The 13,498-nt window shown below is 73.2% G+C and carries 15 protein-coding genes; 10 read left to right on the top strand and 5 right to left on the bottom strand.

What is annotated here, in order from left to right; all coding sequences use genetic code 11:
• Positions 1-51: 51 nt before the first annotated feature.
• A complete protein-coding gene (locus tag MF672_RS11620; protein ID WP_242374073.1) occupies positions 52-723 on the bottom strand; it encodes an OsmC family protein in 672 nt (223 codons plus the stop codon).
• An 83-nt stretch (positions 724-806) separates the two neighbouring features.
• Positions 807-1,484, bottom strand: coding sequence for a DNA alkylation repair protein (locus MF672_RS11615; RefSeq protein ID WP_242374074.1), 678 nt, complete (start codon positions 1,482-1,484; stop codon positions 807-809).
• An 88-nt stretch (positions 1,485-1,572) separates the two neighbouring features.
• On the opposite strand from MF672_RS11615, the gene MF672_RS11610 reads away from it, so the two are divergent.
• From MF672_RS11610 to MF672_RS11585, 6 genes are all read left to right on the top strand, one after another.
• Entirely contained in the window at positions 1,573-2,913 is a 1,341-nt protein-coding gene (locus MF672_RS11610) for a hypothetical protein (RefSeq protein WP_242374075.1), read from the top strand.
• Positions 2,914-2,993: 80 nt separating this feature from the next.
• Entirely contained in the window at positions 2,994-4,205 is a 1,212-nt protein-coding gene (locus MF672_RS11605; protein WP_242374076.1) for an AAA family ATPase, read from the top strand.
• Entirely contained in the window at positions 4,202-5,443 is a 1,242-nt protein-coding gene (locus MF672_RS11600; protein ID WP_242374077.1) for a vWA domain-containing protein, read from the top strand. Before MF672_RS11605 ends, MF672_RS11600 begins: the two co-directional genes overlap by 4 nt.
• Before the next feature lie 51 nt (positions 5,444-5,494).
• Positions 5,495-5,917, top strand: a complete 423-nt coding sequence (locus MF672_RS11595; protein WP_242374078.1) for a hypothetical protein — start codon at positions 5,495-5,497, stop codon at positions 5,915-5,917.
• 104 nt (positions 5,918-6,021) lie between these two features.
• A complete protein-coding gene (locus tag MF672_RS11590; protein ID WP_242374079.1) occupies positions 6,022-6,789 on the top strand; it encodes a PAS domain S-box protein in 768 nt (255 codons plus the stop codon).
• Positions 6,773-7,276 carry a hypothetical protein gene (locus MF672_RS11585; RefSeq protein ID WP_242374080.1) on the top strand — a complete coding sequence of 168 codons (504 nt, stop codon included), beginning with the start codon at positions 6,773-6,775 and terminating at the stop codon, positions 7,274-7,276. Before MF672_RS11590 ends, MF672_RS11585 begins: the two co-directional genes overlap by 17 nt.
• Here the strand turns inward: MF672_RS11585 and MF672_RS11580 are convergent.
• The 3 genes from MF672_RS11580 to MF672_RS11570 form a co-directional block, all read right to left on the bottom strand.
• On the bottom strand, positions 7,264-8,244 hold the full coding sequence (locus tag MF672_RS11580) for an LLM class flavin-dependent oxidoreductase (protein WP_242374081.1): 981 nt from the start codon (positions 8,242-8,244) through the stop codon (positions 7,264-7,266). The genes MF672_RS11585 and MF672_RS11580 overlap by 13 nt on opposite strands.
• A gap of 114 nt (positions 8,245-8,358) precedes the next feature.
• Complete coding sequence (locus MF672_RS11575; RefSeq protein WP_242374082.1) at positions 8,359-9,696, bottom strand: glycoside hydrolase family 6 protein; 1,338 nt, start codon at positions 9,694-9,696, stop codon at positions 8,359-8,361.
• 146 nt (positions 9,697-9,842) lie between these two features.
• On the bottom strand, positions 9,843-10,406 hold the full coding sequence (locus MF672_RS11570; protein WP_247815225.1) for a TetR/AcrR family transcriptional regulator: 564 nt from the start codon (positions 10,404-10,406) through the stop codon (positions 9,843-9,845).
• Between the two features lie 107 nt (positions 10,407-10,513).
• Between MF672_RS11570 and MF672_RS11565 the strand changes: the two genes are divergently transcribed.
• Genes MF672_RS11565 through MF672_RS11550 form a run of 4 tightly spaced genes read left to right on the top strand, consistent with a single transcriptional unit; the run spans position 10,514 to position 13,467 of the window.
• Positions 10,514-12,322, top strand: coding sequence for an MDR family MFS transporter (locus MF672_RS11565; protein ID WP_302893193.1), 1,809 nt, complete (start codon positions 10,514-10,516; stop codon positions 12,320-12,322).
• The gene (locus tag MF672_RS11560) at positions 12,319-12,744 is read left to right on the top strand and encodes a hypothetical protein (protein WP_242374085.1); all 426 of its coding nucleotides are present in this window, start codon (positions 12,319-12,321) and stop codon (positions 12,742-12,744) included. Before MF672_RS11565 ends, MF672_RS11560 begins: the two co-directional genes overlap by 4 nt.
• A complete protein-coding gene (locus MF672_RS11555) occupies positions 12,741-12,977 on the top strand; it encodes a hypothetical protein (RefSeq protein ID WP_242374086.1) in 237 nt (78 codons plus the stop codon). The genes MF672_RS11560 and MF672_RS11555 overlap by 4 nt, the downstream gene beginning before the upstream one ends.
• Before the next feature lie 13 nt (positions 12,978-12,990).
• Positions 12,991-13,467: a universal stress protein gene (locus tag MF672_RS11550; RefSeq protein ID WP_242374087.1), complete on the top strand. Its 477-nt coding sequence runs from the start codon at positions 12,991-12,993 to the stop codon at positions 13,465-13,467.
• Positions 13,468-13,498 lie beyond the last annotated feature (31 nt).

Genomic DNA, 13,498 nt, shown 5'->3' with positions numbered 1-13,498 from the left:
AGCGGGAAAGGTCCCGGAGCTTTCGGGCGATCGTCCCTTTTCCCCTGCCGGTCAGGCCAGCTCGACGGTGACCTCGGGCGGCTGCCGCAACGAGTTGTGCACCGTGCAGTGCGAGGCGACCGCCAGCAGGCCCGCCCGGCGCTGCTCCGGCACCCCCGGCGCGGACACCCGCAGGCGGATCTCGGCCACGCGGGCGGGCCGGTCGGCGGCCAGGATGTAGCCGGCCGTCACCCGCAGGCCGTCGCGCGGCAGCCCGTGCCGGTCCAGGTAGCGGCCCGCGTAGAAGGCCGCGCAGGCGGCCAGCGAGGCCACGAACAGCTCGGTCGGCGTGCCGGCGCTGTCGTCGCCGTCGAGGTCGGGGCCCTGGTCGCAGAGCAGGGGGTGCTGCCGGACGGCGATCGCGTACGCCTCGCCCCCGGCGTGGGCGACCTCGATGACCTCCGCCGGCGGCGTGGCCCGGCGCTCGACGGCGGCGGCCTGGGCCAGCAGGTGCGCGGCGAGGCGGCGGCTCTCGGCCGCCGTGAGGCTGAGCCACGCCTCGTCGCGGTCGTAGTCGCGGAGGCCGACGTCGAGCGTCACCCGGCCGGCCGGGTGCGCGCCGCCGCCGAAGGGCAACCGGCCGACGACGATCTCGCGTCCGCACTCCGTCATCAGGTGGTGGCGCGCGGCCTGGTCGTGGACGGTCATCGTGATCTCCTCCTGCCGCCGGGGCGGACCGGCCATGCCCCCGGTGTACGCCTGCCGCCGCCCGCCGAGCAGGGCCGAAAGACCCCGATCGGCGAGCACTGCGACGTCAGGCGGCGGGGTCAGCTCCCCTTGTCGTCCTGGCGGCGCACCATCTCGGCGATCCAGGTGGGCGCGTACGGGGACGTGCAGCCGGGCGGGGTCGGGTAGTCCTTGAGCACCTGCAGCCGCTCGCCGATGGCGATCGCCCGGGCGCGGTGCGCGGCGTGCTCGATGCCGATCTGGGCCAGGCAGTGGTTCATCGCCCATTGCAGGCGGTCAGGAGCGGCTCGCAGCTCCGACTCGATGACGTCCAGCAGGCCGGCGAGGTCGAGGCCGTCGGGCTTCTTCGCGACCCGGTCGGTGGTGAGCGCCCAGCCGGCGCTCGCGACCACCGGGTCGGGGTCGGCCGACCAGGCCATGCGCAGCGCCTCGGCGTGCGGGCTCTTCTTCACCACGTAGTTCACGAGCCAGTCGTGCACCTTGGGCGCGCGGGCCTCGCGCAGCATGGCGTCCAGCTCGTCGCGTTCGAACGCCTTCGGGCGGCAGATCAGCAGGGACAGCAGGCGGGCCGCGGTGTCGCCGGTCCGCCAGAGCCGGCGGGCGAGGTCCTGCTGCGTCTTCAGCCGCTTCGCGAGCGCGCGCAGCTTGCCGAGGTTGACGCCGTGGTCGTCGCCGTGTTTCTCGTTCACCTGGCGGATCTTCGGGTCCTCCAGGGCGGCGAGCTCGGCGAGCACTTCGGACACCGTCGTTTCGGTCACGGCAGGCAGCCTATGTCGGATGTATGCTGATCGTGATGAACAACTCCTGCAGTGGATTGGGGGTTCCGTTCGCGCAAGGTGAGTGCTGATGCGCTCCATGACCGCGAACGAGGAATCCCGCCTTCTGTTCTGGCGGCGTGTGCGCGAGTTCGCCGTGCCGCCTTCCATGATCGAACGTGCCGCCGCTCGCCGCGCCGTCGGTGACTGGGCGGGGGCGTGCGCCGCGGCGCGCGTCGACGTCGATCTCCACCCGCGTTCCGCGGCCCGCGCCCACGGGCACGAGATGGCCGCGCGACTGCGGGACGACCTCCGGCATCTGGCTCCTGACCTGCTGCGCTGGCACCTGCCGCGGATCGCGCCCGACGGGCTGCTGCGGCCGGGGCTGACCGTCCCGCTCGCCCGGTACCTGCCGGGGGTGTGGCTGGTGGCCCGTACGCCTCCGGCGCGGGCGGCCGGCGGGCAGCGGATCAGCGTGGCGCTGTGGGACGGGGGCGCGGCGGCGCATCCGCATCCCCGTCCGCACCGGTGCTTCCGGCTCGACCTGCACCGCCATCTCTGGGACGTCCGCAGGGCCGGTGAGCTGCGTGAACGGGCCGGGAACGTGGACGACGGCCGCGGCTGGGCCGTGGACCGGTGGGCGGCCGAGGCGAGGCTGCTGCTGCGCGCCGAAGGCCGGGACGACGACGGCCCGGTCGCCGTCCGGCTCGGCGGCCGGCGGCGCCTGGTGCTGGAGCCAGCCGGCGAGGGGACGGCCGGCGGAGGGCCGATCGACGGAGGGCCGATCGGCGGAGGGCCGGCTGTGCGGGTCACCGCCGTCCGGGGCGGGCGCGGTACGGCCGGAGTGCCGGTGTTGCCCGACGCGGCGACGTGGGCGCTGCCCGACCTGGCGCTGCTGCGGGCCGGGCTGATCCCCGTGGAACGGCTGCATCCGCTGGTCGCGTCCGTGCTGGCGCCCGGCCACCCGGCCGGCGGGACGCCCGGGGACGCCGGCGAGCCGTGGACGGTCGAGTGCCGGGGCGAGCGGCACCGCCTCGGCCTGGTGGACGGCGTCCTCGTACCGCTCGACCACGACCCCGGCGAGGTGCGGCGCGAGGAGCTGCTGGCGGCGCTCGGCGGCGTCCCGATGCCCTGCCTGCGGGTGATCCACGAGGCGCACCGGGATCCCGCCGCGCTCGACGACGTCCGCGCGCGGCTGCGGCACGGGGACGTGGACGGCGCGTTGGCGGCCGTCGAGCGGCTGCTCGGACCCGGCGCGTCCGTGCCCGGCGGCCGGCTGCGGGACGAGCTGGAGGCGGCGGCGCGGCGGCGGGTCGCCCACGGGCTGTTCCGTGCGGGGCTGGACGACGCCGGGCAGGGCCCCCGCGCCGTCCGGCGATCTCCTGAGCGCGTCCCCGGCCGTGGGCGCCCGCGCCACGCCATGTCCCGTTGACCGGTCACCACGCCGGAACCCACTAACCACGAACCTCGACCCCTGAAGGTGATGCCATGTCCGTATGCGTCGTGTCCGTCGTGTCCGAAAGTCCGCTGGAGGTGGCCGCGGAGCTGATCGCCCTGCTCGGCGACACCGCGACCGAGCCGCGCGCCGATCCGCAGCTGGAGGCGCTGACCCTGGCCGTCGCCGCCGACCTGCCGGTGTTGTTGTGGGGCGAGCCGGGGATCGGCAAGACCGCCGCGCTGACGCAGCTCGCCGGCTCCCTCGGCCTGCCGCTGACCACGGTGATCGCGAGCGTGCACGAGCCGTCCGACTTCTCCGGGCTGCCGGTGATCGGCGACGACCCGGCGGCGCAGGGCGTCCCGATGGCCCCGCCGGACTGGGCGGTGCGGCTCGCGCGGGCCGGGCGGGGGCTGCTGTTCCTGGACGAGCTGTCCACGGCGCCGCCGGCGGTGCAGGCCGCGCTCCTCCGGCTGGTGCTGGAGCGGCGGGTCGGCGCCCTGCGGCTGCCCGCCGGGGTGCGGATCGTCGCGGCGGCCAACCCGCGCTCGTCCGCCGCCGACGGCTGGGAGCTGAGCCCGCCCCTGGCCAACCGCTTCGTCCACCTGCAGTGGAAGCATGACCACGACGTGGTGGTGCGGGGGCTGGGCGGCACCTGGCCGCGCGCCTCGCTGCCGCGCCTCGACCAGGACCGGGTGCCTGAGGCCGTGGCGTTCGCGCGGCGGGCGGTGTGCGGGCTGCTCGCCGCGCGTCCCGCTCTCGTGCACCTGCTGCCGGACAACGAGGCCCGCCGGGGCGGGCCGTGGCCCTCGCCGAGGAGCTGGGAGATGGCGTTGCGGCTGGTCGCCTTCGCGACGGCGGCGGGCACATCGCGGGAGGTGCTGTCCATGCTGGTCAGAGGCACGGTGGGGGACGGTCCCGGGCTGGAGCTGCTGGCCGCCATGGACCGGATGGACCTGCCCGACCCTGAGGCGGTGCTGGCCGACCCGGCGGCGGCCGAGCTGCCGGAGCGCGGTGACCTGCGGCAGGCCGTGCTCGACGGCGTGGTGGAGGCGGTGCGGCGGCGGCCCGACCAGGCCCGCTGGGACGCGGCGTGGGTGCTGCTGGGCCGGGCGCTGGAGAGCGGTCCGCCGGACCTGGTGGTCGTGCCCGCGTCCACGCTCGCGGCGCTGCGGCAGGCCGGCTGGGACATCCCGCCCGCGATCGAGCGGGTCGCCGGGATCGTGTCCCTGAGCAGGCGGGCCGACCGGGCGGCGGCGCGCGTGGCCGCCTCGGGGCGAGGCCGATGACGGCGGGGACGCTGGACAGCGAGAAGTTGTTCGCCGCGCGGCTGCACGCCGCCCGGGCCCGGCCCTACCTGGCCACCGCGCTGTTCGCGCTGCACCCGGTCGAGTCGCGGCAGGTGCCGACGATGGCCGTGGACCGGCACTGGCGCTGCTACGTCTCCCCGGCCTTCGTCGCGCGCACGCCCGTCGAGGAGCTGGCGGGGGTGTGGGTCCACGAGGTCTCCCACCTGCTGCGCGACCACCACGGACGCAGCGACCGGGTCGCCGGGGAAAGCGGGCTGACCGGGCGGGGCGACCGGCTGCGCATGAACATCGCCGCCGACCTGGAGATCAACGACGACGTGTTCGGCGACGGGCTGGCCCGGCCGGAGGGCGCGGTCGAGCCGGCGACGCTGGGGCTGCCCGAGGGCGAGCTGATGGAGGACTACCTGCGGCTGTTCCGGCTCGGGCCGTACACGCAGGGCCTGGTCTGGCTGGACTGCGGCAGCGGCGCCGACGGGCTGGAACGGGCGTGGGACCTCGGCCCCGGTGGCGCGAACGGCCTCACCGAGCAGGAACGGGACGCGGTCAGGTTCCGGGTGGCGCAGGGCATCACCGGCCGTCCCGGCAGCGTCCCGCAGGGGTGGCGCCGCTGGGCGGAGGAGGCGTTCCACCCGCCGCAGCCGTGGCGGGAGCTGCTGGGCGCGGCGATCCGGGCGGCCGTGTCCGGGCCGGGCGCGGGCGAGGACTACACCTACGGCCGGCCGTCGCGGCGGTCGGCCTGCCTGCCGGGGGTCGTGCTGCCGAGCCTGCGCCGGAGGCCGCCCCGGGTCGCCGTGATCGTCGACACCTCCGGCTCGGTCAGTGACGCCGAGCTGGGCACCGCGCTGCTGGAGGTCGCCGCGATCGTCGCCGCCGTGGGCGGCCGGCGGGAGCTGGTCAGCGTGTTGTCGTGCGACGCGGCGGCCCGGGTGGTGGGGCCGCTGTGCCGGGCCGAGGGGATCACGCTGGTGGGCGGCGGCGGGACGGACCTGCGGCGGGGGTTCGCGCGGGCGCTGCGCGCCCGGCCGGCGCCGGACGTCGTCGTGGCGCTCACCGACGGGCAGACGCCCTGGCCCCAGGTACGCCCGCCGTGCCGGACCGTCGTCGGCCTGTTCCCTCGGGGGCGGGCCGGCCGGTCATGGGACGAGGACGACCCTGACCGGGTGCCGGACGGGCCGCCGTCCTGGGCCCGCGCGGTCGACCTCGGCGGCCCGCCATAACCGTTTACTCTCGCAGCGTGACCGTCCGGTCACGGATGGCATACTCGGGGAGTGCCGTCCTGGATCCCCCGCGAGGACGTCCGCTGTTTCGGCGGCGCCCTGCCCGCGATGGTGCTGTATTCGCCCGAGCCCGTCGTGCAGCTCCCCCGGTTCCGGCTGGTCGGAAATGGCAGACCGGCGGCTTGTCCGGGCTATGAGATCACGCCTGGCGTGACGTTCTGCCTCATCGAGGGGCCGGGCCGGTTCCGGCTCATGGTGGAGGGCATCGGGCACCGCGACGAGGCCGACGGGCGGTTCGCGTGGCTGGGGTTCGTGGCGCGGGCGGGCGGCGCCGTGGTGGCGGTCGTGGACAAACGGTTCCCCACGTGCGACTTCACGATCATGGCCGGGGAGGGGCGGGCCAGAGGCGGATACGTGCCGGTCGTCAGGCGCGACGACCGGGCCGCGTCGCGCACCCCACAAACGTTTGCGTGAGCGCTGAAATGACGCGGCTAAAGGGTCACCCGAAAAGAAGACGAAGAAGGCGAAATTGTTTCTCTCCCGGCTGACCGCTAACGCAATGCATTAGTCTTGCCACCGTGGGTGACGAGCTGGCGGCCCGGTGGCTGCGCAGGATCGGGCGGCGTGGGGCGTCGCTGGCGTTCGTCGGGCTGCTCAGTTTGGTGATCGGCGCCTCCCTGGTGATCGCCGGCCCCGAGCAGCTCGCCACACCGGGCTTCCGCGTGCTGGCCTCGCTCGCCCCGCTGGCCGTCTGGGCCGTCGCCTGGTTCGCCCTCGGCGTGTTATGCCTCGTGCAGACGTTCATGCGGTCCGACAGGATCGCCTTCGCCGCCGCCACCGCCCTGGTCCTGCTGTACGGATTGATCTTCCTGTCCTCCACCTTCACAGGACAGAATCCGCGCGGCTGGGTGGCCGGGGCGGTCTGGCTGGCCTTCGGCGGCTGGATCGCGTTGATCGCCACGTGGCCGGAGGCGGCGCACGTGACCCGGCTGCCCGGCGCGGAGGGCGCGGCCGTCGTCGTCGCCGACGCCTCCGGCACCATCCTGTCGTGGAACCCGCAGGCCAAGAGGTTGTTCGGGTGGAGCACGGACGAGGCCGTCGGCCAGCCGCTGACGGTCCTCATGCCGGCCCGCTTCCGCTCCCAGCACGACGAGGGGCTGATCCGGGTACGCGTCAACGGCAAGTCGGACCTGGCGGGCGAGGTCATCCCCCTGGTGGGGCTGCGCCGCGACGGCACCGAGTTCCCGATCTCGCTCACGATCAACGCCTGGCACACCGACGACGGCATCACCTACACCGGCGTCATCCGGCCCTTGGGAGGAGGCCGAGATGTCCGGTATCGCTGACGTGCTCGTCCAGATCGCCATCGGCGCGGTCCCGCTCGGAGTGGCGTACCTGGCCTTCCGGTCCGCGACCGACGCCAACAAGAAGACCCAGCAGACCGCGCTGCTCCAGGCCGAGCGTCAGGCGGAGCTGGAGCGGTCGAAAGTGGACGCGGAGGCGTTCCTCCGCGCCAAGAGCATCTACGAGGACGCGCTCAGCCAGCTCGAACGGCAGATGGAGCGCGTGCACACCCAGTCGTCCCAGCTCAGCGCCGACCTGCTGGCCGAGCAGAGCAGCTCGACGGCGATGCGCGACCACATCCGCCGGCTCCAGGCGCAGATCCGCGCCCTGGAGCGCACGGTGGTCGCGTTGCGCACCCAGCTCGTCGCGGCCGGGCTGTCACCGGTGCCGATCTCCGAGACCACCGGCCCGTACGCGGTCGGCACGCGCCCCCGTCCCGATGACAAGCACGACAAGCAGGACAAGCACGACAAACGTCAGAGCCCGTAGGCCTGCGCCAGCAGCTCGGCCGAGCGCAGCCACACCTTGCGGTCGGGCGCGGCGAAGGCGACGATCAGCTCGTCGGCGCGGGCGTGCGCGGCGAAGCGGTCCACGTACTCCTTGACCTCGGCCGGGTCGCCGACCGCCGAGTACTTCATCATCTGCAGGAGCTGCTGCCCGGCCGGCGAGTCGAGGATCATGTCCGCCTCCTCCGGGGTGAACGTGCGCCCCCGCCCGAGGAACCGGCTCACCCGCAGCCGCTTGGCGGCGAGGAACTGCTCGCGCGCCTCCTCGCCGGTGTCGGCCGCGATGACGTTGAGCGCGGCGATCACGTACGGCCGGTCGAGCTGCGCGGACGGCTTGAACTCGGTGCGGTACACCGTGACCGCCTCCTCCAGCGCCGCCGGGGCGAAGTGCGAGGCGAAGGCGTACGGCAGCCCGAGCGCGGCGGCGAGCTGCGCGCCGAACAGGGACGAGCCGAGGATGTAGAGCGGCACGTCGGTGCCCTTGCCCGGGGTGGCGTGCACGCCGGGGATGCGGGTCTCCCCGGTCAGGTAACCCTGGAGCTCCAGCACGTCCTGGGGGAAGGTGTCGGCGGCCGACGGGGTGCGGCGCAGGGCCCGCATGGTGTTCTGGTCGCTGCCGGGCGCGCGGCCGAGGCCGAGGTCGATGCGTCCCGGGTGCAGGGTCTCCAGCGTGCCGAACTGCTCGGCGATCGTCAGCGGCGAGTGGTTGGGCAGCATGACGCCGCCCGCCCCGAGGCGGATCGTCCGGGTATGGGCGGCGATGTGCGCGATGAGCACGCTGGTCGCGGACGACGCGATGCTGTCCATGTTGTGGTGCTCGGCGTACCAGACGCGCTTGTACCCAAGTTCCTCCGCGCGCTGGGCCAGGGCCACGCTGGCGGCGAAACTGTCGCCGGCCGTCTCGCCCTCGCCGATGTGCGCCAGATCAAGGATGGACAGCGGCAAAGCCATGGGTACGCGCCTTTCGTCGGTGATCCGGCTGATTGCAACAGCAACGACGGCGCGGATATTTCGCCGGGCCCCTGGGCGGGACCCGGCGACGGACGGTTCGGACGGTAAGGACGGTCAGGACGCGGTGCAGGTCACCGGGGACGGGGTGGCGTTCTGGCCGCTGGAGTTGGCCAGGAAGCCGAACGTGGTGCTCGCCCCCGCGGCGAGGTTGCCGTTCCAGGACAGGTTGGTGACCGTGACGGAGCCGGAGCCGGACAGGGTGCCGTTCCAGAGCTGGGTGATGGTCTGGCCGCTCGGCACCGTCCAGCCGACCTTCCAGCCGGAGATGGACGCCGAGCCGGTGTTCTTGACGGTGACCTCACCCTGGAAGCCGCCCTGCCACTGGCTGGTCATCCGGTAGGTGGCGGTGCAGCCGTCGGGGCCGCTCGTGGGGGTGGAGGTGGGGGTGACGGTGGGCGTCACGGTCGGGGTGACGGTCGGGGTGGGGCCGTCCGTGGGCGGGGGCGCGGCGATGGCCAGGTCGTACGCCCGCTGCGGCACGAACTGCCCGGCCGTGGCGATGCAGCCGTCCGCCTCGCCGGGCGGCTTGACCCAGAGGAAGGCGTCGATGGCCGAGTCCCCCGTGTTGGTGGTGCTCCAGGTGCCGGTGGCGCGGCCGGCCGGGTCGCACCACTCGCTGCCGGCCGGGCCGTTGCCGTTGCGGCTGGTGTCGATGACGGCCTTGAGCCGGGAGACGCCGGTCGCGGAGATCACGTTCTTGGCGTACGACACCAGGCCGGAGGTGGCGCGGTAGTTGGAGGTGTTGAGCGCGATGCCGTCGGCGCTGTTGGCGACGTCGGCGCCGTTGAGCCGGGAGGCGGCCTCGGAGGCCGACAGCCAGGCGTCGTGGCCGATGTCGAAGTAGACCTTGGCCTGGCCGCGCAGCTTCTTGCCCGCGTACGCCATGGACGCCTTCACCTCGGCCTGCTGGGAGGCGTTCATGCAGTTGGTCATGATGGCCAGGGCGTCGGGCTCCAGGATGACGGTGGCCGGGCGGCCGGCCAGGCCGAGCGCGATCTGGTCGATCCAGGACCGGTAGGAGGCGTGGTCGGGGGCGCCGCCGGCGCTCGCGCCGCCGCAGTCGCGGTTCGGCATGGCGTACACGACCATGATCGGGATCTTGCCCGCCGAGGCGGCGGCGCCGACGTAGGCGTCGACCTGGCTGCGCACGGTCGAGGGGTTGTAGCTGGCGAACCAGCGGCCCTGCGGCACGGCGGCGACGCGGTCCCTGATGACGGGGGTGCGGCTGTCGCCGGGGTTCGCGGCGACCCATTTGGCGGCGTTGGTCTGGGGATCGACGTAGAAAGCGGAGTCGGCGGCCTGGGCGGTGGGCGTGGACAGGACGGCCGCTCCGGCCGCGACCGCGGCGGCAGCCGTGAGGAATGCCGTCAACACGGGCCTTCTGCGAGACATGCAATCACTCCGTTGGTCATGTGGGAGCGCTCCCACCGGCATTCCGGATGCTAGGGAGCGCTTCCCGCCCGCTCAAAGACCTCCGATCGCTGACGCGCGCATCACCGCAGGCCAGAGCGGCCGCGACAGGTGAAACTTTCACCGGGTCACTCGGCGAGGCAGGCCTCGAAGACGGCGGTCAGCCGGTCCACGTCGGCGGCGGTGGGCGTCTCGGGGCCGAGGCGGCGGCGCATGGCGCCGATGCCGAGCACGACGGCGGTCGCCATCCTGGCCCGGGCGAGCGCGCCGGGGCTGCCGCCGAGCCGGGCCTCCAGCGGCTGGAGCACGGCGGTGATCAGGCGTTCGCGGGCCACGTCCGCGATCTCGGGGTCGCGGGCCGAGCGTTCGAGGGCGCGCAGGATGGGGCTGTCCGGCGGGTGCTGCATGCGTTCCGCGGCGTACTCGGCCAGCCGGCGCGGCAGCCCCTCGCGGTCGCCGCCGAGCAGCCAGCTGATCGTCGGCTCGCCTTCCAGGACCGCGCCGAACAGCCCCGCCTTCGAGCCGAAATAGCGGCCGACCAGGGCGATGTTCGCCTCCGCCGCCGCGGCGATCATGCGCACGGTCACCTGCTCGTAGCCGTACTCGCCGAACAGCGTGCGCGCCGCCTGCAGGATGCGCTCGCGCGTGGCCTCGCGCCCGCGCGGCCTGCCCTCAGTCACCTGGGCCTCCATGCCCCGCACTCTACTCAAGCGAAGGTAAGGGGACCCCACTTGCCGCTCGGCTAGTAAACATACGTATACTCAACACGGATAAAACTGTAAGAAGGGGATGTGGTGTCTTGGTAGCCCAGGCGCACGCCGCCGCTCCCCCTGCGAAGCGGACCTACACCCACCGCGAGATCCTCGAGGTCATGTCCGGGCTGATGCTCGCGATGCTCACGTCGATGATCTCGACCTCGGTGGTGGGCACGGCTCTGCCGACGATCGTGGGGGAGCTCGGCGGTCAGGACCAGTACTCGTGGGTGGCGAGCGCCACCATGCTGACGATGACGGTCTCCACGCCGCTGTGGGGCAAGCTGTCCGACCTGTTCGGGCGCAAGCTGCTCTTCCAGACGGCGCTGGGGTTGTTCGTGTCGGCCTCGTTGGTGGCGGGCCTCTCGCAGGACATGGGACAGCTCATCGCGGCCCGTGCCGTGCAGGGTCTGGGTGTGGGCGGTTTGTCGGCGCTCTCCCAGGTGATCCTGGGGGACATCGTCTCGCCCCGCGAGCGCGGCCGGTACTCCGGCTACATGGGAGCCGTCTTCGGCATCTCGACGGTCGCCGGACCGCTGCTCGGCGGGTTCATCGTGGACGCCGACTGGCTCGGCTGGCGGTGGTGCTTCTACGTGGTCGTGCCGTTCGCGCTGGTGGCGTTCATCGTCATCCAGAAGGTGCTGAAGCTGCCGCCGGCCAAGCGCAGCACCTCGATCGACATCTGGGGCGCGACGACCATCACGGCGAGCGCGAGCTCGCTCATGCTGCTGCTCACGCTCGGCGGCAACGAGTTCGAGTGGAACTCGTTCTGGACGTACTTCCTGTCCGCGATGGCGCTGCTCATGCTGGCGCTCGCGGTGCTGGCCGAGCGGACGGCCAAGAACCCGATCCTGCCGCCGCGGCTGTTCCGCAACCGCACGTTCGTGCTGACCAGCGCCGCCTCGCTCTTCGTCGGCATGGCGATGTTCGGCGCGATGATCTACCTGCCGCAGTACCTGCAGATCGTCAAGGGCCTCAGCCCGACGAACTCCGGCCTGATGACCCTGCCCATGGTGGTGGCGCTGTTCCTGGCCGGCGTCATCTCCGGCAAGATCGTCACCCAGACCGGCAAGTGGAAGATCTTCCCGGTGGCCGGCCTGCTCATCGTGGCCGTCGGCCTGTTCCTGCTGTCGCGGCTGCACGTCGACTCCAGCGAGTGGCTGATCGGCCTCGACGTGGCCGTGCTGGGCGTCGGCCTGGGCCTTTCCATGCAGATGCTCATCCTGGCCGCGCAGAACGGCTCCGAGCTGCGGGACATGGCCTCCACCACGTCCGGCGTGTCGTTCTTCCGCTCCCTGGGCGGCGCGGTCGGCGTGGCCGCCTTCGGCGCGATCCTGACCAACCGGCTCAAGGACGAGATCGCCACGATGTTCGCCGAGGCGCACATCAAGGCGGCCGGCGGCGGCGACATCAAGCTCGGCAGCCCGAGCGCCATCCAGCAGCTCCCGGCACCGATCAAGAACATCGTGCTGGAGGCGTTCACCCGCGGTCTGGAGACCGTGTTCATGGTGGGCGTGCCCATCGCGTTGCTCGGCTTCATCGCCACGCTCTTCCTCAAGGAGCTCCCGCTCCGCGGCGCCACCACGCCGCCCGCGGGGCCGATGCCGCTCAGCAAGGACGACCTCGTCCTCGCCGGGCTGCTGCTGGAGCTCGTGGCGCAGCGGGTCGAGCGGGCCAACGGCGAGCGGTCCGCGCTGCTCACCGCGGTCGCCCAGATGGCCCCGCCGGACGCCCGCCCGGAGCGCGAGCGCGCCAGGTCGGTCGCGCAGACGGTGCTGCGGCCCACCTCGCGTGCCCTGCTCGCGCAGGCCACGCCACCACAGAAAGACCTCGTCACAGGAGGAATCTCGCAATGATTCGCAAGTTCGTGGGCGCCGTCGCCTCCGCCCTGGCCCTGCTGGCCGGGCTGTGGCTGATGATCGCCCCCTGGGCCCTCGGCACCCAGCCCGAGAACGCCGACTGGACCGACCCGACCACCACCGAGTTCTGGACCGGGCTCGGCGTGGCCGTAGTCGGGCTGATCGGCGCCGTCACCTTCGCCCTCGCCATCTACGAGGACCTGGTGACCCGCGGCCTCGTGGTCGTCAAGCCGCGCAAGGCCGAGCCGGAGCCCGAGCCCGTGGCGGCCGCGCCGCAGGCGTCCTCGGCCGAGCTGGCGACCCTGCTCGCCCCGCTCGTCGAGGCCCTTCGTGAGGACATCAACCGCACCGACCGCACCGGCGGCGAGCACCGCCAGAACGGCAAGGCCACCCTGGTGGGAGTGGAGGAGAACCGATGAAGGCAAAGCTGGGCGTCAGCGCCCTCGTGCTGCTGTTCCTGGGCGGCCTGTGGCTGGTCGCGGCCCCGTTCGCGGTCGGCTACCAGCCGAGGGGCGCCGAGTACGTCGACGCGACCGTCAACGACCTGTGGGTCGGCGGCGGGCTCGCCGCGCTCGCGTTCGTCTCCCTCGTGATCTACGCGGCCGACGCGCTGCGCGAGCTGGCCCGCCGCGGCAAGCACGCCGAGAGCTGACGCGAGACCTGCCGTGTTCGGCGGTGGTACGGATCCCCAGGGGGAGCCGCTGGAAGGCAGGCTCCCCGCCGGGGAGTTCGAGATCGGCAAGGACGGCGCCGGCCTGCTGGTGGTGGGCTTCGACGGGTCGGACCCGAGCCGCAACGCGCTCGCGTACGCGGCCGGGCTGGCCCGCCGGGACAACGCGGCGCTGCTCATCGCCTTCGTGGAGTCGCTGACCAGCGAGACCCTGTGGTTCTTCGCCGGCTCGCCCATCGTCCCCGACACCGCGGCCGACCTCACCCAGGACCTGAAGGACGAGCTGCGGGGCATCGGGGTGCCGTGGCAGTTCGTCAGCGTCCGGGGCGACGCGGCCAGGGAGCTGGAGACGCTGGCCAGCACGTACATGGCCGACGCCATCGTGGTGGGCCGCTCGCGGCACAGCCGGTTCGGCTCGGTGGCGGGGACGCTCGCCAAGCGGGCGCGGCGCACCGTGCTGATAGTCCCCTGACCAGGGGTGACGTCGCATATGGTGGCGGGAT

Source organism: Actinomadura luzonensis (assembly GCF_022664455.2).
Taxonomy (GTDB): Bacteria; Actinomycetota; Actinomycetes; order Streptosporangiales; family Streptosporangiaceae; genus Nonomuraea; species Nonomuraea luzonensis.
Note: the sequence above shows the minus strand (reverse complement) of the source record. Positions and strands in the feature narration are given on the sequence as shown.